The organism is Gemmobacter aquarius (assembly GCF_003060865.1).
GTDB lineage: Bacteria > Pseudomonadota > Alphaproteobacteria > Rhodobacterales > Rhodobacteraceae > Paragemmobacter > Paragemmobacter aquarius.
In genome coordinates this window covers 2,445,517-2,465,629 of sequence record NZ_CP028918.1, presented here as the reverse complement: position 1 = coordinate 2,465,629, position 20,113 = coordinate 2,445,517, and the positions used below count along the sequence as shown (strand labels likewise).

Below are 20,113 nucleotides of genomic sequence, written 5' to 3'. Positions count from 1 at the left end.
GCCCTCGGGATGGTCGGGGGGCTATCGGCCCCCCGAACCCCCCGAGGCTATTTGGAACGGGGCGTCAGGCTGGATGACGGCCCTTCAGCCGCGCGACAGCAGGGCACCGGGGCGCATCTGGGCGATGCTGCGGGTGACAAGTGCTGCCAGCGCGCATTTGATCAGGTCGCCGGGCAGGAAGGGCAGGGCGAGGAGGGTCGCCTCGGGCAGGGTTTTGCCCAAGGTCAGCGCCATGCCGGGAATGCCGAAGGCATAGAGCACAAGAATGCCGCCGATGACGCTGCCGGCGAAGGCGGCGATGGCAAGGGGTGCTTTCCAGCGTTCGACGATCAGCCCGGCGACGAAGGCGGTGACCGGAAAGCCGATCAGGAAGCCCGCCGAGGGGCCGACGAAGACCCCGAGGCCGCCGCGCCCGCCTGACAGAAGCGGCAGGCCGATGGCGACGAGGGCGAGGAACAGAAGAACCGCAAGCGCGCCGCGTTTTGCGCCGAGGACCGTGCCGCAGAGCATGATCCCGAGGCTTTGCGCCGAGATCGGAACGCCGAAGGGCAGGGTGACGGCAGGGACGAAGCCCAGAACCGCAATCAGGGCGGCGAAAAGGGCGATATGGGCGAGGTTGCGTTCCATGGGGGCTCCGGTTCTGGTTGTGACGCTTTAGCCTGTGCCGCCACGGGCGCGCAAGGCTTCGGCCACGTGGTCGGCATCGTCGAGGGCGGCAAGGGCGGCGGGCACAAGGATGCGGTGGCCCGGACGGCGGGGCGAGCGGGCGCGGAACGCCTCGGCCAGTTGGGAGGTCCGGTCCGTCAGCACGGGAAAGAAGCGGATCACGAGGGCTACGGCGAGCGAGAGGGTGCGCGGGTTCAGGCCGAGGCGGCCGAGGGGGGAAGCGAGGGTTTCCAGTGCCGCGATCATGTCCGACAGGCGGGTCGTCATGGTGACGAGGTTTGCTGCGGCAACGGCGGTGATCAGGCGCAACAGGATGGTGGTGCCTGCCGCCATGTCTTGCAGCCAGAGATGCCAGAGGCCGACGACAAGCACGAAGGGCCAGAGCGGGCCGATGAGACGCAGCGCATGGGCCGCGAAGGCGCGGCCCTGGGTCAGGTGGAATGCGGCGAGTGCGGCAAGGCTTGCAGCAAGCGGCAGCGGGTGGTCGAGACGGAACAAAAGGACGGTGACGGCGCAAAGCGCCAGCAGTTTCGGCCCGGCAGGCAGGCGGTGCAGCGCGGTTTCAACCGGCGAGGTCAGTGTCAGCATCGGCCTCTCCGACACGGGCCATTTCGGCGGTGAAGGCGGGCAGCACGGTGGCGGGCGGACCATCGGCGTGGATGCGGCCTGCGTCAAGCCAGAGCACGCGGTCTGCGGTGGCGACGGCGGCGGGATCGTGGCTGATGGTGACAAGGCGCTGCGGCAGCCCATTCAGGCGGCGCGACAGGCGCGACTGGGTCGGCAGGTCGAGACCGGCGAAGGGTTCGTCGAGCAAGATTGTGTCGGGCTGCATCAGCAGGACAGAGAGCAGGCAGAGATAGTGCTTTTGCCCTTGGCTGAGCGATGCGGTGGGCGCATCGGCCCAATGCGCGCGGCCTTCGGACAGCAGGCATGCAAGGGCGCGGCTTCGGGCTTGCGCCTCGGGCAGGCCCATCTGGCGCAGCCCGAAGGCGAGTTCTTCGGCCACAGTGGGAAAAAGGATCATGTGGTCGGGGTTCTGGAACAGGATACCCAGACGCGGCAGCATGGCCTTGCGGTCCGCCGGATCGATGCCGTCGACCGACACGCGGCCCTTGGTCGGGCCGATCAGGCCCGCCATCAGGCGCAGGAGCGTGGTCTTGCCCGATCCGTTGCGCCCGATGATGCCGATGCGCCTTTCGGTCAGCGACAGGCTGAGGTTTGACAGGATTTCACGCCCCGTCACGGCGTAAGAGACGCCGGAAAGGGTGATGCCGCCTGACGCTGTGGTTGCTGTCCCTGCCATGCTGCGCGATTACCGCAAGCGAAAGGGCCGTTCCAGAAGAAACGGCCCCTCGTTCATCCTTGCTGAAATACTCTGGGGTCCGGGGTGAAACCCCGGCGGGTGGCCAAGGGTGCCTACCTTAAGCGGCGCGTGCGGCGGCGACCGATTCCTCGAGGATGTCCATCGCCTCGGCGAAATGCGCGTCGGGGATTGTGATGGGCGCGAGGAAGCGGATCACGTTGCCATAGACGCCGCAGGTCAGCAGGATCAGGCCGCGCTTGAGCGCCTCCATCCGGACGCGGCCGGTGAAGCCTGCGTCGGGTTCGTGATTCGCGGGGTTGGCGAATTCGACGGCGACCATGAAGCCCGGGCCGCGGATGTCGATGATTTCGGGCGAGGTCGAGCGGATCTGTTCGAGCCGCTGTTTCAGGCGCGACCCGAGTTCGTTGGCGCGGGCGCAGAGCTGCTCCTCTTCGATCACGTCGAGGACGGCGTGGCTGGCCGCGATGCCCAAGGGGTTGCCGGCATAGGTGCCGCCCAGACCGCCGGGGTTGGCGGCATCCATCAGTTCGGCCTTGCCGGTGACCGCGGCGAGCGGCAGACCCCCTGCGAGGCCCTTGGCCATGGTTGTCAGGTCGGCGGCGACGCCGTGCATTTCCATGGCAAACAGGTTGCCGGTGCGGGCAAAGCCGGTCTGCACCTCGTCGGCGATCATGACGATGCCGTGCTTGTCACAGAGCGCGCGAAGAGCGCGGATCAGGTCGGTGGGCGCTTCGTAAAAGCCGCCCTCGCCCTGCACGGGTTCGAAGATGATCGCGGCGACGCGGTTCGGGTCGAGGTCGGCCTTGAACAGTTTCTCGATGCCCTTCATCGAATCTTCGGTGGAAATGCCATGCGGACCCATCGGGAAGGGCACGTGGAAGACATCGGGCATCATCGCGCCGAAGCCTTTCTTATAGGGCTCGACCTTGCCGGTCAGCGACATGCCCATGAAAGTCCGGCCGTGGAAACCGCCGCCAAAGGCGATGACGGCGTTGCGGCCCGTCGCGATGCGGGCGATCTTGACGGCGTTCTCGCAGGCCTCGGCGCCGGTGGTGACGAAGATGGTCTTTTTGGCGAAGTTGCCCGGAACGATGCTGTTGAGGCGTTCGGCGAGGCGGATGTAGTTTTCGTAGGGCAAGACCTGATGGCAGGTGTGGGTGAATTTCGCCATCTGGGCGGTGACGGCGGCCATGACCTTGGGGTGGCAATGGCCGGTGTTGACCACGGCGATGCCTGCTGCAAAGTCGATGTAACGGTTCCCTTCGATGTCCCAGATTTCCGAATTGAGCGCACGGTCGGCATAGATCTGGGTCATCATGCCGACGCCACGGGAAATGGCGTCATCGCGGCGGCGGGCAACTTCTGCGTTCAGCATTATCATGGGCTCCATCGTCGGACCCGGGGGTCGGGTCGCTTGTGCGTATTTGATCAAACTTTGCGAGAGGCTTCAATCATGAAGGCAGGCGGGTGTCTGGTGCATTTTGTCACCGATCGCAGCGATTTGCGACAGGCGGGGCGGTTAAACCGATTCACCGATTGTTAACCCTGCGCCGTCACAGTGCGAGTCGCAAGGACATGGCAGGGGCAGCGGGGCGCGATGATGCTGGATCGGCGAGAGGCGTTGGACAGGCTGCGACTGATCCGGTCGCGCAGGGTCGGGGCGGTGACCTATCACCGGCTGCTCGAAGAACACGGGTCGGCGGCCGCGGCGTTGGCGGCATTGCCCGACGTGGCGCGGTCTGCCGGGGTCGAGGGGTATTCTGTTTGCCCCGCCGAGGTGGCCGAGCACGAGATGGCGCAGGCGCGGGTATTCGGTGCGGTGATGCTGGTGCATGGCGGGGCAGGTTATCCGCCGTTGCTCAAGGAACTCGCTGATGCGCCGCCGGTGCTGTGGGCACGCGGCGATGTCGGCCTTTTGTCGCGGCCGATGGTGGCGATGGTGGGCGCGCGCAACGCGTCGTCACTGGGAATGCGGATGGCCAAACGTCTGGCGCTGACTTTGGGCGAGGGCGGTCAGGTCGTGGTGTCGGGTCTGGCGCGTGGCATAGACGCCGAGGCGCATCTGGCGGCGCTTGAAGGCGGGACCGTGGCTGTGATGGCGGGCGGGGTCGATGTGGTCTACCCCGAAGAGAACACGAAGCTCGCTGCAGCGATCGCAGAACGCGGTTGTCTTGTGTCGGAACAGCCGATGGGCTTGCAACCGCAGGCACGGCATTTTCCACAGCGCAACCGCATCGTGGCTGGGTTGGCGCGGGCGGTGGTGGTGGTCGAGGCGGCGGCGCGGTCGGGGTCTTTGATCACGGCGAAAGACGCCTTGGACATGGGGCGCGAGGTGATGGCGGTGCCGGGCCATCCGTTCGACGCCCGCGCGAGCGGTTGCAACATGCTGATCCGGGATGGCGCGGTGCTGGTGCGGGGGGCTGCCGATGTGCTGGCGGCGCTTGGCGTTGTGCAGGTACCGGTCGGAGACGATGAAATCGAAGAGCGGCCAGCCTTGCCCGGGCCTATGCCCGCAGCGCGGTCCCTGGCGCAGGTGGCGGACCTGCATAGCCGGATCTTGCAGCGGCTGGGACCAAGCCCGGTGGCCGAGGACCAGCTGATCCGCGATCTGGCGCTTCCTGCGGCAAAGGTCGCGCCGGAACTGGTGGCGCTTGAACTGGAAGGCGCGATCACGCGGCAGGCGGGCGGTCTTTTGTCGCGGGCGGTGTAAGGCAGAAGGGTTTTCTGCGAAAGTTCTTCGGTAAACGTTCTGCCCTTGGCCAGCGACGGGGGGCTGTCTGCCCCCCGCACCCCCCGAGAATATTTGGGCGAAGGTGAAAGAGGATCGCTGCCTTTGCGATTTCACACTCGCTCAAATATCCTCGGGGGTCGGGGACGCGGCACGCGTCCCTAGGGGGCGGAAAGCCCCCTGTCGCTTAAATCGGTGCGAGGGAACGGAGAAGAGGCGCACGGGCGGGGCACGGGATCTTTCGCAGAAAAATCCCCGATGTCGGTGCGCATTGACAAGCCGCGTCCTTCGCCCACATGTTGCCGCGCTATTCGCACAGGTCAGAGGGCAAGGTATTTCATGGCAGTCGTCGTTGTCGAGTCACCCGCCAAGGCCAAGACAATCAACAAATATCTTGGTTCGGACTATGTGGTTCTCGCATCTTACGGCCATGTGCGCGATCTGCCCGCCAAGGACGGATCGGTCGATACCGACAATGATTTCCGCATGGAATGGGAGGTTGCGCCCGAATCGAAAAAACATATCCGGGCGATCACCGAGGCGCTCAAGACCGATGACACGCTGATCCTTGCGACCGACCCTGACCGCGAGGGCGAGGCGATTTCGTGGCACTTGCAAGAGGCTTTGGCCAGCAGTCTGAAGAAGGGCAAGACGGTGCGGCGTGTCACCTTTAACGCCATCACCAAGGATGCGGTGACCAAGGCGATGCAGGAACCGCGCGATGTGGACCTGCCCTTGGTCGAGGCCTATCTCGCCCGCCGTGCGCTGGATTATCTGGTGGGGTTCAACCTGTCGCCGGTGCTATGGCGCAAGTTGCCGGGGGCAAAATCGGCGGGCCGCGTGCAGTCGGTCTGCTTGCGGCTGATCGTCGAGCGCGAGATGGAGATCGAGGCGTTCCGCGCGCAGGAATACTGGACGGTCAAGGCCGTGCTGACCACGCCGCGCGGGCAGGAATTCGAAGCACAGCTTACCGTGCTGGGCGGCAAGAAGTTGCAGAAATTCGACATTCCCACCGGCACTGCAGCCGAACTGGCGGTGCAGGCTGTCACTTCGCGCACATTTAAGGTGGCGAGCGTCGAGGCCAAGCCCGCCACGCGCAATCCCTATCCGCCCTTCATGACCTCGACCCTGCAACAAGAGGCCAGCCGGAAATACGGCTTTGGCGCCAAGGCCACGATGAACGCGGCGCAGCGGCTGTATGAGGCGGGGCATATCACCTATATGCGGACCGACGGGATCGACATGGCCCCCGAGGCCGTGGCCGAGGCGCGGGCCGAGATCAAGCGGCGGTTCGGGGCGGCTTACGTGCCCGATGCCCCGCGGCTTTACAAGAACAAGGCCAAGAACGCGCAGGAAGCGCATGAATGTATCCGCCCCACCGACATGGCGGCCAGTGCCGAGACGTTGCGTCTGGCCGAGGCTGACCAGCGCAAGCTTTACGATCTGATCTGGAAGCGCACGATCGCCTGCCAGATGGCCTCGGCCCGGCTGGAGCGGACGGTGGTCGAGATCGTCAGCCCCGATGGCGAGGTGGGTCTGCGCGCGAACGGGCAGGTGGTGACGTTCGACGGTTTCCTGGCCGTCTATGACGAAAGCCGCGACGAGCAGGTGGTCGAGGGCGAGGATGACGAGGGCCGTCTGCCGCAAATCATGCAGGGCGAGGGTGTCGAGAAGCGCAAGGTCGCGCCCGAGCAGCATTCTACCCAGCCGCCGCCGCGCTATACCGAGGCCACGCTGGTCAAGCGGATGGAGGAGTTGGGGATTGGCCGGCCTTCGACCTATGCCAGCATCATCACCACGATTCAGGACCGCGAATACGTCAAGAAAGACAAGAACCGGCTGATCCCCGAGGATAAGGGGCGGCTGGTTACGGCCTTTTTGACCAACTATTTCCGGCGTTATGTGGAGTATGATTTCACCGCCGATCTGGAAGCCCAGCTTGACGATGTTTCGGCAGGCGAGCGTGATTACAAGGAAGTTCTGGCGCGGTTCTGGCGCGATTTCTCGGCGGCGATTGCCGAGACGGCCGATCTGCGGATCGGCGAGGTGCTGGACAAGATCGACGAGTTTCTTGCCCCCCATCTTTACCCCGCGCGGGCGGACGGGTCGGACCCGCGGATTTGCCCGACCTGCGGATCTGGCAAGCTGCATCTGAAAACGGCGCGGTCGGGCGGGGCTTTCATCGGCTGCGGGAATTACCCCGAGTGCCGCTATACGCGGCCTATCGGTGGGACTGACGAAGGCGGTGGCGCGGCGGATGCGGTGCTTGGGGTGGACGAGAACGGCCTGCCCATCAGCCTGAAATCGGGGCGGTTCGGCCCGTATGTGCAGCGCGGCGAGCCGACGGAAGAAGCGCCCAAGCCGCCGCGGGCCAGTCTGCCCAAGGGGTGGGCGCCGGAAAGCATTACGCTGGAGCGGGCGTTGCAACTGCTAAATCTGCCGCGCCCGATCGGGCCGCATCCGGAAACGGGCGATCTGGTCGAGGCGGGGATCGGGCGGTTCGGGCCTTATGTGAAGCACGGGGCGACCTATGCCAACATCACCGATGTCGAGGAGGTCTTTACCATCGGCATGAACCGTGCGGTCGAGGTCCTGGCGAACAAGGCCACGCGCGGGCGGGGCACTGCGGCTGTGGCGGGGCCGCTGCGCGTGCTTGGCGAGCATCCTGACGGTGGCGAGGTTCAGGTGATGCCGGGGCGGTATGGGCCTTATGTCAAGTGGGGCAAGGTGAATGCCACGCTACCAAAGGAGTTGACGCCCGAGGCGGTGACCTTGGAAGAGGCTTTGGTGCTGGTGGTCGAGAAGGCAGGCAAGGGCAAGCCTGCCAAGGCAAAGGCGGCTGCGAAACCGAAGGCGGCCGCCAAGCCGAAGGCGGCTGCAAAACCGAAGGCGGCTGCCAAGCCCAAGGCCGACGCAAAGCCCAAGGCGGCTGCGAAGCCGAAGGCTGTTAAGGCCAAGGCGGCCGAGTGATCTGTGAGGCGCCGCCAGGGGGCGCGATGTTAGGGGGTTCCATGCGTTTTATGGCTGGTCTGGTCTTGGGTGTTTTGGCGGCGGGCAGGGCTGCGGCTTTTGAGCCGGGGTCATTGGGCGATGCCTACCGCGACACCGGATATGTGCAAGGATGCACCGACGGCGGCGAGTTGCCCGGATGCACCATCATCGCGGGAGGATCGCAGTTTGTGGTGCCGGCGGACGGGCCGACCCCGCCCGAGGTTATGGCAAAGCTGCGGGCTGCGCCCAAGCTTTCGTGGATAGAATTTCGTGGCGATTTGCTGAATATCTTCGATTCCTATGGCGAACTTGCGCTGGGGGCATTCGATGCAGCGCCGGAAGCTGACCCATACAATGATCTTGTGACGGCGGCGCAGGGCGACTGGGTTTCGACCGATGATCCGAAGGCCAAGGTGGTCGTGGACGGGTTGATCTGGCGCGATGTCTATGATGGCGAGGACGTGGCGCAGTCGGTCATCAGCTTTGGCGATACCTGCGCCGAGGGGGCGTCGGGCGGTCGGCTGCTGGAGCTGTTCGAGGTCGGATCAGCGGAACCGGCCAGCCTGTGCTTTTCGGTCGTCGGCATCGATGCGGGGCGGATGGAACTGGTCTATCTGCCGCGCGGCAATGCGCTGGTCTTCGAGCGACCCTAAGCGGCCGCACCGCGCGGGTTGATCAGTTTGGCCATAACCGCCTCGGCGCGGATCAGGCCGATGGCGCTGCCGTGTTGGGTGACAGCGAGTTCGGTGATGCCGTCGATCAGCAGGGACATGACCTGCTTGACCGGCGTGTCGACATCGACCGATTGCGCCGCGCTGCTGCTGCCTGCCTGCATGACGTCGCGGGCGGTCAGCACGCCGAGCGGGTTCATATGCGCGACGAATTCGGCGACGTAATCCGAAACTGGATTGGCGATGATCTCGCGCGCGGTGCCGCATTGGACGATGCGGCCGCCTTCCATCAGGGCGATGCGGTTGCCGATCTTGAAGGCTTCGTCGAGGTCGTGGCTGACGAAGATGATGGTGCGTTTGAGCTTGGCTTGCAGGTCGAGCAGTTCGTCTTGCAGGCGGGCGCGGATAAGCGGGTCTAGCGCCGAGAAGGGTTCGTCCATCAGCAGGATCGGCGCTTGGGTGACAAAGGCGCGGGCGAGGCCGACGCGCTGTTGCATGCCGCCGGAAAGTTCGCCCACCTTGCGGTCGGCCCATTGCGACAGGTTCACGAGGGTGAGTTGCTCGTCGACCAGACCGCGCCTTTCGGCGGGTGTCATGCCTGCGAGTTCGAGGCCCAAGCCTACGTTTTCGCGCACGGTGCGCCATGGGAGCAGGCCAAAGGCCTGAAACACCATGGCGATGCGCGACAGGCGGAGTTTACGCAAGGTTTCGGGGTCGGCCTTGGTGACCGAGACCATTTTTTCGCCGTCGCTGACGCGGACTTCGCCGCGGACCACGGGGTTGAGCGCATTCACCCCGCGCAGCAGGGTGGATTTGCCGGAACCGGACAGGCCCATGAGGACGAGGATTTCGCCCGTGGCCACGGTCAGCGAGCAGTCGTGCACGCCGAGGATCTGGCCGGTTTGTTCCTGCACCTCGGCGCGGGTCATTCCTTTGTCCATCAGCGGCAGGGCGCGGTCTGGGTTGTCGCCGAAGACGATCGAGACGCGGTCGAATTCTACTGCGGTCATTTGCGGGTCACCCGGAGCATGCGGTCGAGAGCGATGGCGAGGGCGACGATCACGCTGCCGGATTCGAAGCCAAGGTCGGGGCGGACGCGGTTCAGTGCCTCGACCACGGGCACGCCCAGACCTGCCGCGCCGACCCAGGCCGAAATCACGACCATCGAGAGCGAGAGCATGATGGTCTGGTTCAGTCCGGCCATGATTTGCGGAAAGGCATAGGGCAATTCCACTTTCCACAGCACCTGCCGCTTGGTCGCGCCAAAGGCCGTTGCCGCTTCGAGCAGGGCCGTGGGTGTGGTGGACACGCCAAGATGCGTCATGCGGATCGAGGTCGGAACGACGAAGATGATCGACGCGAACAGCGCCGGAACGACACCGACCCCGAACAGGATGACGAAGGGGATCAGGTAAACGGGAGCGGGCAGGGTCTGCATCATGTCGAGGACGGGCTGGATCGCCTCGTACAGGCGGGGCCGATGGGCGGCGGCGATGCCGATGGGGACGCCGATCGCCATGCAGATCGCGCAGACGAAGCTGATGAGGGCAAGTGTTTCGACGGTCTTTTCCCAATAGCCCTGATTGATGATGAAAAGCAGGCAGAACAGCACGATCAGACAGCGTTTCCAGCTGCGCTGGATGGCGTAGGTAAGGCCGACCAAGAGGCTGACGATCACCACGGCGGTCAAGAACTGTAGCGTGTCGCTGAACCCTTCGATGGCAGCTTCGATGCCGTTGCCCAAGGCGCGGAAGAAATCTTTATGTTCGGCCTTGAGCCAGTCGAAGACCAGCTTAGCCGTCTTGCCGACGGGAATTTCCCAATAGGTCAACCAGTCCATTCTCGCCCCACCGCAAGAGAAGCGGCCCCGGAGGTTTGTCCAGGGCCTGCAAACTTATTTGAGAGCTGCCGTAACGGCGGCTTTGGCGTCGCCACCGTCCTTGGTGGTCACGCCGTCGAGCCATGCTTCCCAGACCGTGGGGTTGGTTGCAAGCCATGCCTTGGCGGCATCGCGCGGGTCGGTTCCGTCATTTAGGATCGCGCCCATGATCTCGTTCTCCATGGGCAGGGTGAAGGCAAGGTTTTGCAGCAGTTTTCCGGTGTTGGGGCATTCGGCGACATAGCCTGCGCGGGTGTTCGTGGCGACGGTCGCGCCGCCGAAGTTCGGGCCGAAAACATCGTCGCCGCCGGTCAGATATGTCATCTTGAAGTTAGCGTTCATCGGGTGCGGTTCCCAGCCGAGGAAGACGATGGGCTGGTTGTCGGCGTCTTTGTTGGCGACTTCGGCCAGCATGCCCTGTTCCGAGCTTTCGACCATCTTGAAGCCGTCAAGGCCGAAGGGGCCGCTGGCGATCATGTCGGCGATCAGGCGGTTGCCATCATTGCCCGGCTCGATGCCGTAGATTTCGCCGCCAAGCGCGTCCTTGTATTTGGCGATGTCGCTGAAATCCTTGATCCCGAGTGCAGCACCCGCCGCATTGGTGGCAAGGGTGTATTTCGCGCCTTCGAGGTTCGTACGGACGGTTTCGACGGTGCCTGCATCGCGGTAGGGGGCGATGTCGGCTTCCATCGTGGGCATCCAGTTGCCAAGGAAGACGTCGATGTCGCCTTCGGCAAGGCCGGTGTAGGTGACCGGAACGGCAAGAACCTTGGTTTCGGTTTCATAGCCAAGTGCTTCAAGTACGAGGCTGGTGGCTGCCGTGGTGGCGGTGATGTCCGTCCAGCCTACGTCGGAAAAAGTGACCTTGTCGCAGCCTTCGGCGGCGACGGCACCGGCGAGGGCCAGCGTGGCGACGCTGGCAAGGAGGGTTGATTTCAGCATGGTAGGCTCCCGGTCGGTTTTTGTTGATTGACGAGTCAATAGACTTCACGCTTATTCGGTTTGGCAAGTATTTTCTTGGGACCAAACCAAATGCCGAAGCTGGGAATGGAGCCTATCCGAAAGGCCGCGCTGGTCAAAGCCACGATTACCGAGATCGGGCGCGTGGGGTCTTTGGATGTGACGGTCAGCCAGATCGCCAAGCGGGCGGGCATGTCGAGTGCGCTGGCGCACCATTATTTCGGGTCGAAAGAGGACATGTTCCTTGCCGCGATGCGTCATGTGCTGACGCTTTACGGGGCCGAGGTGCGCGGCGCGCTGGCGGTGGTGTCGGGGCCAGAGGCGCGGCTGAAGGCGATTCTGACCGCGAGTTTCAGCGCGGGGAACTTCCGGCGCGAGGTGGTCGGGGCCTGGCTGAACTTTTACGTGCTGGCGCAGACCGTGCCCGAGGCCAAGCGGCTGCTGGCCGTCTATCAGGGGCGGCTGCGGTCGAACCTGATGGCCTGTCTGCGGCCGCTGTGCGGTGTGCGGGCGCGCGAGATCGCCGAAGGGATGGGCGCGTTGATCGACGGGCTTTACCTGCGGGAAGTTTTGAAATCCGGGCTGCCAGACGGCCCGGCGGCGGTTGCGACGGCAATCGCCTATCTGGAAGCACAGTTGAAGGAAGACAGCCTATGAAAGCCCAGCCCGAGGCCAGCCATTTCGTCAATGGTGCCTATGTCGAGGATAAGGCCGGTGCGCCTGTCGAGGTGATCTACCCTGCTACGGGCGAGGTGATCGCCATTGTCCACGAAGCTACGCCTGCGGTTGTCGAGGCCGCGTTGGCGGGGGCTGCGGCGGCGCAGGGGGCGTGGGCCGCGCTGAAACCGGTCGAGCGGGCGCGGATATTGCGGCGGGCGGCGGACATCATCCGCGCGCGCAACCCCGAACTGGCGCGGCTGGAGACGCTGGATACCGGCAAGCCGCTGCAGGAAACGCTGGTCGCCGATTGGCCGAGCGGGGCGGATGCGTTGGAATGGTTCGCGGGGCTTGCGCCCACGGTGACGGGCCAGACGATCCCGCTGGGGCGCGATTTCGTTTATACCCTGCGCGAGGCTTTGGGGGTTTGCGTCGGGCTAGGCGCGTGGAATTACCCAAGCCAGATTGCCTGCTGGAAGGCGGCACCTGCCTTGGCGATGGGCAATGCGATGGTGTTCAAGCCCAGCGAGGTGACACCGCTGGGGGCGTTGAAGCTGGCCGAGATTTTCGTGGAAGCGGGCTTGCCTGCGGGGTTGTTCAACGTGGTTCAGGGGCGCGGTGCGGTGGGCGGGTCGCTGGTGACCGATCCGCGCGTGGCCAAGGTGTCGCTGACCGGGTCGGTGCCGACCGGGCAGAAGGTCTATGCCGCCGCCGCTGCGGGCGTGCGGCATGTAACGATGGAGTTGGGCGGGAAATCGCCCTTGGTCGTCTTTGACGATGCGAGCGTCGAGGATGCGGTCGGTGCGGCGATGCTGGGGAATTTCTATTCGGCGGGGCAAGTGTGTTCCAACGGAACGCGGGTGTTCGTGCAGCGGGGAATCAAAGAGCGGTTCCTGAAACGGCTTGCCGAGCGGACGGCGGCAATCGTGCTTGGCGATCCGCTGGACGAGGCCACGCAGATGGGGCCGCTGGTGTCGGCGGTGCAACTGGAAAAGGTTTTGGGCTATATCGAGGTGGCCAAGGCCGAGGGCGCGCGGCTGGTCTGCGGTGGCGGTCGGGCGGCGCTGAACACAGGCTATTATGTGCAGCCGACGGTGTTTGCCGATGTCACGGACGGCATGACGCTGGCGCGGGAAGAGGTGTTCGGGCCGGTGATGGCGGTTCTGGACTTCGAGACCGAGGACGAAGCGATTGCGCGGGCCAATGACACCGAATTTGGCCTCGCGGCGGGGGTTTTCACCGCCGATCTGGCGCGGGCGCATCGGGTTGTCGGGCAGTTGCAGGCGGGGACCACATGGATCAACGCCTATAACCTGACGCCGGTGGAAAGCCCGTTCGGCGGGTCGAAGCGGTCGGGCGTGGGGCGCGAGAACGGGCACGCGGCCATCGAGCATTATTCACAGGTGAAGTCGGTCTATGTCGGGATGGGTCCGGTCGATGCGCCGTATTGATTGCATAAGGGTCTGGAAATGAACGCGGAATTTGTGATCATCGGTGCCGGTTCGGCAGGGTCGGCCATGGCTTACCGGCTGGGCGAGGCGGGGGCGAAGGTCATCGTCATCGAGCATGGCGGCACCGATGCCGGGCCGTTCATCCAGATGCCTGCGGCGCTGTCCTATCCGATGAACATGGCGCGCTACGACTGGGGCTTTTCGACCGAGCCGGAGCCGCATCTGGGCGGGCGCGTGCTTGCGACGCCGCGCGGCAAGGTGATCGGCGGGTCATCCAGCATCAACGGGATGGTCTATGTGCGCGGTCATGCGCGAGATTTCGACACTTGGGCCGAGATGGGCGCGCAGGGCTGGGGCTATGCCGATGTCCTGCCCTATTTCCAGCGGATGGAGCAGTGGCACGGGCATTCCGACGGCGGCGACCGGGCCTATCGCGGGGCGAAGGGGCCGTTGCATGTGACGCGCGGGCCGCGGTCTAACCCGCTGTTCGGGGCCTTCATCAAGGCGGGCGAGCAGGCGGGCTATCCGGTGACGGCCGATTACAACGGCCAGCAGCAGGAAGGCTTTGGCCCGATGGAGGCCACGATCTACAAGGGGCAGCGCTGGTCTGCGGCCAATGCCTATCTCAAGCCCGCGATGAAGGCGGGGAACGTGACCACGATCCGCGCCTTTGCGCGGCGGGTGGTGATCGAGGGCGGGCGGGCTGTCGGGGTCGAGGTCGAGCGCGGTGGCAGGGTCGAGGTGATCGGCGCCAGCCGCGAGGTGGTGGTTGGGGCATCTTCGATCAACACGCCGAAAATCCTGATGCTGTCGGGCATCGGCGATGCGGCGCAGCTTCGGGCGCATGGTGTCGATGTGGTGGCTGATCGTCCGGGTGTGGGGGCGAATTTGCAGGACCATCTGGAGCTTTACCTGCAATATGCCTCGAGCCAGCCGATCACGCTGTTCAAGCATTGGAACCTGTGGGGCAAGGCGCGGATCGGGGCGCAATGGCTGTTCACCGGCAAGGGACTGGGGGCAAGCAACCAGTTCGAGGCCTGTGCCTTTATCCGCTCGAAGGCAGGGGTGGAATATCCCGACATCCAATATCATTTCCTGCCCATCGCGGTGCGCTATGACGGCAAGGCGGCCGCAGACGGCCACGGATTTCAGGCGCATGTCGGTCCGATGCGGTCAAAATCGCGCGGGGCTGTCACCTTGCGGTCGGGCGATCCGGCGGATGCGCCGCGCATCCAGTTCAACTACATGTCGCACCCTGACGACTGGGAGGACTTCCGGCGCTGCATCCGCCTGACGCGCGAGATTTTCGGGCAAGAGGCGTTCAGGCCCTATATGAAGCACGAAATCCAGCCGGGGGCGGCGGTGCAGACCGACGAGGAGCTAGACGGTTTCATCCGCGCGCATGTCGAAAGCGCCTATCATCCCTGCGGCACGGCGCGGATGGGGCGGCGGGACGACCCGATGGCGGTGGTCGATCCGGAGTGCCGCGTAATCGGGGTCGACGGTTTGCGGGTGGCGGACAGTTCGATCTTTCCGCAGGTGACGAACGGCAATCTGAACGGGCCGTCGATCATGGTCGGCGAAAAGGCGGCGGATCATCTGCTGGGCAAGGCACCGCTTCCGGCCTCGAACCTCGAGCCGTGGATCAATCCGGCGTGGAGGGTTGCCCAGAGGTAAGGGACAACCCGCGGCGACCGGTCTGAGTGTGATCTAAGCGTTTGGCGCGGATACTGCGCGCGGGGGAGCGGGGATTTTCTTTCGTTCTTTATGTGTTCCGATAAAGTTAACGATACTTGCTGGTTTCGGTTGAGTTTTCGCTTATTCCAGCGATAAGGCGGGATGGCGTTAATCTTTCGTTCACTTATTGTTCTAGCTCTGATCGCCGGGTCTGTTCAGGCAGAGACCGTTTCGGGCCGTGCGCGGGTGGTCGACGGGGACACTTTGGCTATCGGAGCCGAACATGTCCGACTGTTCGGGATCGATGCGCCCGAGCGTGACCAGACGTGCGACCGGGGCGGACGGCCATGGGCTTGCGGGCGCGACGCAACGCGGGCCTTGAACGCCTTGGTCGGCAAGGCGCGGTTGGTGTGCGAGGTGCAGGACCGCGACCGTTACGGGCGGGCGGTTTCGATCTGCGCGGCGGGTGAAACCGATCTGGCAGAAGCATTGGTCGAGCAGGGGGCGGCGGTTGCCTACAGGCGGTATTCGCTGCGCTACGTTGCGGCGGAAACGCGGGCGCGGGCGCGCCGCCTCGGGGTCTGGTCCGGGCAGATGGTCTTGCCCGAGGCATATCGGCATGGTACCGAGGCCGAATCGGGGGGCGACTCGGGGGCCGAATCGGGGGCCGGGGCTGGCGGTTGCGTGATAAAAGGAAACGTCGGGACGCATGGTCGGATCTATCACCTGCCGGGACAGACGGATTACGCGGCGACACGCATAAACGAGGCGCGCGGCGAGGCGTGGTTCTGTTCCGAGGCCGATGCGCGGGCGGCAGGCTTTCGAAAAGCACAGCGCTAGTTGACCGAAATCAAGGTAGGCTGCGGTGCGGCAGGTTACTCTTTCAGGGCAAGAGAAGGAGGCGATCTGATGTCGAACACACCCCATGACCTTTACGAAGATTTTCCGCAGAAGGCCGCGGCGATCCATGCCTTGAAGGCGTCAAACCTGCATTTCGCCAAGATGGTAGACGAATATCACGAGGTGAACCGGGCGGTTCACCGTGCCGAAACGCTGGTCGAACCTGTCACGCCCGAGCATGAGGGGCAGTTGCGGCAAAAGCGCATGCGGCTCAAGGATGACATCTGGCGTGCACTGAGCGCCGCCTGACGAAGGCTGGTCATCCCCGTCGTGGCGGGGATGACCATCGGTATGATGATCGGTTACGGCCGGAGCGTGCTGTTACGCCGGTTCGGCCATGCGGCCCGCCCACATCGCCTTGAAGGCCGGGCGCGACTGGCAGGTTTTCAGCCATGCGTCGACTGCGGGGAATTCGGCCATCAGGGCCGTGTTGCCCTGCGCGTATCGCACGCATTCGGCCACGACGATGTCGCCTGCAGTGAAGCGTTCGCCCAGCACGAAGGGGTGGGTTGCCAGATGCGCGTTCAACCGCGCCAAGGGGCGGCGCAGTTTTTCGGCCGAGACATCGACCGATGCCTGCTGTTCGGGCGTGAGCGGCTGACCTGCGGCGAGGGGGTAGAACATCTCGAGTGCAGGCCCCTCGATCGCGGTCGCGGCAAAGAGCGCCCATTGCTCCATCAGCGCGGTTTCGCCGTCCGAACGGGGGCCGAGGTCGCCGCCGTGACGCCGCGCGATGTAAAGCGTGATGGCAAGGCTTTCAGTCAGGATCAGGTCACCATCCTGCATAGCGGGGATTTGCGCCTGCGGGTTCACGGCGGTGAAGTCGGGCGAGGCGGTGTTGACCGGAGCATCCGCGGCCTGGGCATCGGGCAGGCGATAGGCCTGAATCACCGGCACATGGGCAAAGGGCGTGCCGGTCTCGTGCAAAAGCCACAGGGGGCGCGAGGCGCGCGAACGGTAGACGCCGTATAGGGTAAGCATGGGAACCTCCGGTTTGTTGCCCGTTTCTACACCGTTTGGACAAGGCAAAGCGAGAGGGCGGAACGGCGCCCGCTTGCCGCATTGCAGCGAGGGTCATGGCTTGTCTGCCCGAAAAAGCGGCGGTAGGTCTGGGGCATGACAAAAGCCCTGACATTTCCGGCCCATGCGCGGGCGACACTTGCGCTGGGATTGCCGTTGATCGGCAGTCATCTGGCGCAGATGGCACTGCATGTGGTCGATACGGTGATGCTGGGCTGGTACGGTGTTACCGAACTGGCTGCCGTGGTGATCGGATCGTCGTCGTTCTTTGTGGTGTTCATCCTTGGTTCGGGATTTGCACAGGCGGTGATGCCGATGGTCGCGGCCTCGCTCGGGGAAGGGGACGAGGCGCAGGTCAGGCGCGACACGCGGATGGGGCTGTGGCTTTCGGCGGGGTTCGGGATCGCCACCTATCCGCTGTTCTGGCATTCGGGGGCGGTCTTGACGGCGCTGGGCCAAAGGCCCGAGGTGGCCGGACTGGCGCAGGATTTCCTGCGGGTGGCAGGTCTGGGCATGGTGCCTGCCTTGTTGGTCATGGCGTTGAAAAGCTACCTTGCCGCGCTGAACCGCACGCAGGTGGTGCTGTGGGTCACGCTGGGGGCGGTGGTGGTGAATGCGGCCGTCAACTGGTTCCTGATCTTTGGCAACGGCGGCGCGCCCGAACTGGGTGTGGTGGGGGCGGCGATCGCGTCACTTTCGGTGCAGGTGCTGACCTTTGCCGAGCTGGCACTCTATGCCGGTCGGTTGCCCGAGTTGCGGCGGTTCAATCTGTGGCAGCGGTTCTGGCGGGCCGATTGGCAGGCCTTGGGGCGGGTGTTCCGCTTGGGCTGGCCGATCGGGGTGACGGGGCTTGCGGAAAGCGGCATGTTTCAGGCGAGCGCGCTGATGATGGGCTGGATCGGGACGGTGGAACTGGCCGCGCATGGCATTGCGATGCAGGTCGCATCACTTGCCTTTATGGTGCATCTGGGGCTTTCGAACGCGGTCACGGTGCGGACCGGCTTTGCCGATGGTGCCGGTGACGGGCCGGGATTGCGGACAGGCGCGCTGGCGGGGGTTGCGTTGTCGCTGGGCTTTGGTCTGGCGATGGTGGTGCTGTTTCTGGCTGCACCCGTGGCGATCCTGAGCGTCTTTCTGGATATGACGAAGCCCGAGGCGGCGCAGATCGTGGCCTTCGGCACGGTGCTTCTGGCATTGGCTGCGCTGTTCCAGATCACCGATGCGATGCAGGTCATGGCGCTGGGCATGCTGCGCGGTGTGCGGGACACGCGGGTGCCGATGCTTCTGGCGGCGTTCAGCTATTGGGGGGTCGGCATCCCGTCGAGCTATGGTCTGGCCTTTGTGCTGGGTTTGGGCGGGGTGGGGTTGTGGCTGGGGCTGGTGATCGGGCTGGCGGTTGCTGCATCCAGCCTGATGTGGCGGTTCTGGTCGCGCCGCTAGCTTTGGACGGCAAGCGCCGAGGCCCCCCGCCTGTGCCGAGTTTCATTCGGCGGCTTTTTGCGCCTTGAGCAGGCGGTCGGCCTTTTTCCGCACAAGCACCGAGCGCAGGTCGTGCATTGCCAGAAGCAAGGTGTCGGTCACGTCTTCAAGCTGGTCATCGGTCGCTTTGGACTGGGCCCATTGCGTGGTCAGGTTCATGTGGTCGACGGCGCGATGGATATCGTCGATGTCGCGCCGGGAAAGGACGGCAAGGCGTGCGGCCATCCAGTCGGCAATGGCGATCTGTTCCGCATCGGTCAGGGGACGGTCGCCATGGGGTTTGACGTTGCCGTTGCGGACGTTGACCACCGCGATCTCTTCCATCTCGATCCGGCGCTGGCGGTTTTCGGTATCGACCCGAAAAACCGTCGCGCCATTGTCGCGGATGCGGAAGTAGAACTTCGGCAGGTCGCCCGACATCAAGTCACCTTTCAGACGAGGCTGGCGCAGAACCGCTGGATGCGGGCGCAGGCCTCTGCCAACAACACGTCCGAGGTAGCGTAGCTGACGCGGAAGTTGGGGGAAAGCCCGAAGGCCGCGCCGAATACGACGGCGACGCCGGTATCGTCGAGCAGGGCCGAGGCGAAGACCTCGTCATTGGTGATCGTGACACCCGAGGGGGTGGATTTGCCGATGCAGCCCGAGATGTCGGGGTAGACGTAAAAGGCGCCTTCGGGGGTGGGGCAGGTCACGCCTTCGGCCTTGTTCAGCATGCCGACCACCAGATCGCGGCGGCGCTGGAAGAGGGTGCGGTTTTCGGCCAGAAAATCCTGCGGGCCGGTCAGCGCCTCGAGTGCGGCATATTGCGAGACGGACGAGGGGTTCGAGGTCGATTGCGACTGGATCGTGCCCATGGCCTTGATCAGGTTCAGCGGCCCTGCAGCATAGCCGATGCGCCAGCCCGTCATCGCATAGGATTTCGACACGCCGTTGCAGGTGAGGGTGCGGTCGTAAAGGCCGGGTTCGACCTCGGCCGGGGTGCAGAATTCGAAATCGTCGAAGACGAGGTGTTCGTACATGTCGTCGGACATGATCCAGACCTGCGGGTGGCGCATCAGCACGTCGCAAAGGGCGCGCAGTTCGGCCCGCGTATAGCCCGCACCTGTGGGGTTGGAGGGCGAATTGAATATGAACCATTTGGTCTTGGGCGTGATCGCGGCTTCGAGCTGGGCCGGTGTCAGTTTGAACTGCGTCTCGATGCCTGCAACCACGGGAACGGGGGTGCCGCCCGCCAGAAGCACCATGTCGGGGTAGCTGACCCAGTAGGGCGCGGGGATGATGACTTCGTCGCCGGGGTTACAGGTCGCCATGAGCGCGTTGTAGAGGATTTGCTTGCCGCCGGTGCCCACGGTCACTTGCGCGGGCGTGTAGGTCAGGCCGTTTTCGCGCAGGAATTTGTTGCAGATCGCGGCTTTGAGTTCCGGAATGCCGTCGACGGCGGTGTATTTTGTGCGGCCCGCGTCGATGGCGCGTTTGGCGGCGTCTTTGATGTTCTGGGGCGTGTCGAAATCGGGTTCGCCCGCGCCCAGACCGATGATGTCGCGCCCTGCGGCGGCGAGTTCGCGTGCCTTGTTCGTCACCGCGATGGTGGGCGACGGTTTGACGCGGGCGAGCGTGTCGGACAGGAAGGCCATGGGAACCTCGGACAAAATGGGGAAAGGGTGGAAAGTGGTTGGCGCATCTTCTAGGGTGCGGCCTTCACGGGTTCAA

At 64.5% G+C, this 20,113-nt stretch carries 19 protein-coding genes; 9 read left to right on the top strand and 10 right to left on the bottom strand.

From position 1 onward, the window contains the following. Positions 1 to 84: 84 nt before the first annotated feature. From HYN69_RS11870 to HYN69_RS11855, 4 genes are all read right to left on the bottom strand, one after another. Entirely contained in the window at positions 85 to 627 is a 543-nt protein-coding gene (locus HYN69_RS11870) for a biotin transporter BioY (protein ID WP_108435924.1), read from the bottom strand. 27 nt (positions 628 to 654) lie between these two features. Next, positions 655 to 1,254, bottom strand: coding sequence for an energy-coupling factor transporter transmembrane component T family protein (locus tag HYN69_RS11865; RefSeq protein WP_108435923.1), 600 nt, complete (start codon positions 1,252 to 1,254; stop codon positions 655 to 657). Next, positions 1,229 to 1,969, bottom strand: a complete 741-nt coding sequence (locus tag HYN69_RS11860; protein ID WP_108435922.1) for an energy-coupling factor ABC transporter ATP-binding protein — start codon at positions 1,967 to 1,969, stop codon at positions 1,229 to 1,231. The genes HYN69_RS11865 and HYN69_RS11860 overlap by 26 nt, the downstream gene beginning before the upstream one ends. 118 nt (positions 1,970 to 2,087) lie before the next feature. Further along, on the bottom strand, positions 2,088 to 3,365 hold the full coding sequence (locus HYN69_RS11855) for a 4-aminobutyrate--2-oxoglutarate transaminase (protein WP_108437180.1): 1,278 nt from the start codon (positions 3,363 to 3,365) through the stop codon (positions 2,088 to 2,090). A gap of 222 nt (positions 3,366 to 3,587) precedes the next feature. On the opposite strand from HYN69_RS11855, the gene dprA reads away from it, so the two are divergent. The 3 genes from dprA to HYN69_RS11840 all read left to right on the top strand — a co-directional run bounded on the left by dprA (position 3,588) and on the right by HYN69_RS11840 (position 8,362). Continuing rightward, positions 3,588 to 4,700 carry a DNA-processing protein DprA gene (dprA, locus tag HYN69_RS11850; RefSeq protein ID WP_108435921.1) on the top strand — a complete coding sequence of 371 codons (1,113 nt, stop codon included), beginning with the start codon at positions 3,588 to 3,590 and terminating at the stop codon, positions 4,698 to 4,700. Between the two features lie 357 nt (positions 4,701 to 5,057). Further along, positions 5,058 to 7,688, top strand: coding sequence for a type I DNA topoisomerase (topA, locus tag HYN69_RS11845; RefSeq protein ID WP_108435920.1), 2,631 nt, complete (start codon positions 5,058 to 5,060; stop codon positions 7,686 to 7,688). A gap of 41 nt (positions 7,689 to 7,729) precedes the next feature. Continuing rightward, positions 7,730 to 8,362: a hypothetical protein gene (locus HYN69_RS11840; protein WP_159082446.1), complete on the top strand. Its 633-nt coding sequence runs from the start codon at positions 7,730 to 7,732 to the stop codon at positions 8,360 to 8,362. On the opposite strand, the gene choV is transcribed toward HYN69_RS11840, so the two are convergent. The 3 genes from choV to choX are packed head-to-tail and all read right to left on the bottom strand — an operon-like array spanning position 8,359 to position 11,201. After that, positions 8,359 to 9,390, bottom strand: a complete 1,032-nt coding sequence (choV, locus tag HYN69_RS11835; RefSeq protein WP_108435918.1) for a choline ABC transporter ATP-binding protein — start codon at positions 9,388 to 9,390, stop codon at positions 8,359 to 8,361. The genes HYN69_RS11840 and choV overlap by 4 nt on opposite strands. Continuing rightward, a complete protein-coding gene (gene choW / locus HYN69_RS11830) occupies positions 9,387 to 10,220 on the bottom strand; it encodes a choline ABC transporter permease subunit (protein ID WP_108435917.1) in 834 nt (277 codons plus the stop codon). Before choW ends, choV begins: the two co-directional genes overlap by 4 nt. 54 nt (positions 10,221 to 10,274) lie before the next feature. Then, on the bottom strand, positions 10,275 to 11,201 hold the full coding sequence (choX, locus tag HYN69_RS11825; protein ID WP_108435916.1) for a choline ABC transporter substrate-binding protein: 927 nt from the start codon (positions 11,199 to 11,201) through the stop codon (positions 10,275 to 10,277). Between the two features lie 90 nt (positions 11,202 to 11,291). Between choX and betI the strand changes: the two genes are divergently transcribed. The 5 genes from betI (at position 11,292) to HYN69_RS11800 (ending at position 16,153) form a co-directional block, all read left to right on the top strand. Then, positions 11,292 to 11,876: a transcriptional regulator BetI gene (gene betI, locus HYN69_RS11820; RefSeq protein ID WP_108435915.1), complete on the top strand. Its 585-nt coding sequence runs from the start codon at positions 11,292 to 11,294 to the stop codon at positions 11,874 to 11,876. Next, positions 11,873 to 13,327, top strand: a complete 1,455-nt coding sequence (gene betB, locus HYN69_RS11815) for a betaine-aldehyde dehydrogenase (protein WP_108435914.1) — start codon at positions 11,873 to 11,875, stop codon at positions 13,325 to 13,327. Before betI ends, betB begins: the two co-directional genes overlap by 4 nt. An 18-nt stretch (positions 13,328 to 13,345) precedes the next feature. Continuing rightward, entirely contained in the window at positions 13,346 to 15,004 is a 1,659-nt protein-coding gene (gene betA / locus HYN69_RS11810) for a choline dehydrogenase (RefSeq protein WP_108435913.1), read from the top strand. A 264-nt stretch (positions 15,005 to 15,268) separates the two neighbouring features. Next, complete coding sequence (locus HYN69_RS11805; protein WP_230426396.1) at positions 15,269 to 15,844, top strand: thermonuclease family protein; 576 nt, start codon at positions 15,269 to 15,271, stop codon at positions 15,842 to 15,844. Positions 15,845 to 15,913: 69 nt separating this feature from the next. Next, positions 15,914 to 16,153, top strand: coding sequence for a YdcH family protein (locus HYN69_RS11800; protein ID WP_108435911.1), 240 nt, complete (start codon positions 15,914 to 15,916; stop codon positions 16,151 to 16,153). A 72-nt stretch (positions 16,154 to 16,225) separates the two neighbouring features. On the opposite strand, the gene HYN69_RS11795 is transcribed toward HYN69_RS11800, so the two are convergent. Beyond that, positions 16,226 to 16,885 (bottom strand): glutathione S-transferase family protein, encoded by a 660-nt coding sequence (locus HYN69_RS11795; protein WP_108435910.1) that lies wholly within the window; start codon positions 16,883 to 16,885, stop codon positions 16,226 to 16,228. Between the two features lie 135 nt (positions 16,886 to 17,020). Here HYN69_RS11795 and HYN69_RS11790 point away from each other — a divergent pair, with 135 nt between their 5' ends. Then, the gene (locus HYN69_RS11790; protein ID WP_108435909.1) at positions 17,021 to 18,364 is read left to right on the top strand and encodes an MATE family efflux transporter; all 1,344 of its coding nucleotides are present in this window, start codon (positions 17,021 to 17,023) and stop codon (positions 18,362 to 18,364) included. A gap of 42 nt (positions 18,365 to 18,406) precedes the next feature. On the opposite strand, the gene HYN69_RS11785 is transcribed toward HYN69_RS11790, so the two are convergent. Together HYN69_RS11785 and HYN69_RS11780 are read right to left on the bottom strand one after the other, a co-directional pair. Continuing rightward, positions 18,407 to 18,823: a hypothetical protein gene (locus HYN69_RS11785; protein ID WP_108435908.1), complete on the bottom strand. Its 417-nt coding sequence runs from the start codon at positions 18,821 to 18,823 to the stop codon at positions 18,407 to 18,409. A gap of 11 nt (positions 18,824 to 18,834) precedes the next feature. Continuing rightward, on the bottom strand, positions 18,835 to 20,037 hold the full coding sequence (locus HYN69_RS11780) for a pyridoxal phosphate-dependent aminotransferase (RefSeq protein ID WP_108435907.1): 1,203 nt from the start codon (positions 20,035 to 20,037) through the stop codon (positions 18,835 to 18,837). Positions 20,038 to 20,113 lie beyond the last annotated feature (76 nt).

Excerpts from the sequence above, each read along its gene's own strand:
- HYN69_RS11870 (WP_108435924.1), bottom strand. The coding sequence starts at position 627 with ATGGAACGCAACCTCGCCCATATCGCCCTTTTCGCCGCCCTGATTGCG.
- HYN69_RS11865 (WP_108435923.1), bottom strand. The coding sequence starts at position 1,254 with ATGCTGACACTGACCTCGCCGGTTGAAACCGCGCTGCACCGCCTGCCT.
- HYN69_RS11860 (WP_108435922.1), bottom strand. The coding sequence starts at position 1,969 with ATGGCAGGGACAGCAACCACAGCGTCAGGCGGCATCACCCTTTCCGGC.
- HYN69_RS11855 (WP_108437180.1), bottom strand. The coding sequence starts at position 3,365 with ATGCTGAACGCAGAAGTTGCCCGCCGCCGCGATGACGCCATTTCCCGT.
- dprA (WP_108435921.1), top strand. The coding sequence starts at position 3,588 with ATGATGCTGGATCGGCGAGAGGCGTTGGACAGGCTGCGACTGATCCGG.
- topA (WP_108435920.1), top strand. The coding sequence starts at position 5,058 with ATGGCAGTCGTCGTTGTCGAGTCACCCGCCAAGGCCAAGACAATCAAC.
- HYN69_RS11840 (WP_159082446.1), top strand. The coding sequence starts at position 7,730 with ATGCGTTTTATGGCTGGTCTGGTCTTGGGTGTTTTGGCGGCGGGCAGG.
- choV (WP_108435918.1), bottom strand. The coding sequence starts at position 9,390 with ATGACCGCAGTAGAATTCGACCGCGTCTCGATCGTCTTCGGCGACAAC.
- choW (WP_108435917.1), bottom strand. The coding sequence starts at position 10,220 with ATGGACTGGTTGACCTATTGGGAAATTCCCGTCGGCAAGACGGCTAAG.
- choX (WP_108435916.1), bottom strand. The coding sequence starts at position 11,201 with ATGCTGAAATCAACCCTCCTTGCCAGCGTCGCCACGCTGGCCCTCGCC.
- betI (WP_108435915.1), top strand. The coding sequence starts at position 11,292 with ATGCCGAAGCTGGGAATGGAGCCTATCCGAAAGGCCGCGCTGGTCAAA.
- betB (WP_108435914.1), top strand. The coding sequence starts at position 11,873 with ATGAAAGCCCAGCCCGAGGCCAGCCATTTCGTCAATGGTGCCTATGTC.
- betA (WP_108435913.1), top strand. The coding sequence starts at position 13,346 with ATGAACGCGGAATTTGTGATCATCGGTGCCGGTTCGGCAGGGTCGGCC.
- HYN69_RS11800 (WP_108435911.1), top strand. The coding sequence starts at position 15,914 with ATGTCGAACACACCCCATGACCTTTACGAAGATTTTCCGCAGAAGGCC.
- HYN69_RS11795 (WP_108435910.1), bottom strand. The coding sequence starts at position 16,885 with ATGCTTACCCTATACGGCGTCTACCGTTCGCGCGCCTCGCGCCCCCTG.
- HYN69_RS11790 (WP_108435909.1), top strand. The coding sequence starts at position 17,021 with ATGACAAAAGCCCTGACATTTCCGGCCCATGCGCGGGCGACACTTGCG.
- HYN69_RS11785 (WP_108435908.1), bottom strand. The coding sequence starts at position 18,823 with ATGTCGGGCGACCTGCCGAAGTTCTACTTCCGCATCCGCGACAATGGC.
- HYN69_RS11780 (WP_108435907.1), bottom strand. The coding sequence starts at position 20,037 with ATGGCCTTCCTGTCCGACACGCTCGCCCGCGTCAAACCGTCGCCCACC.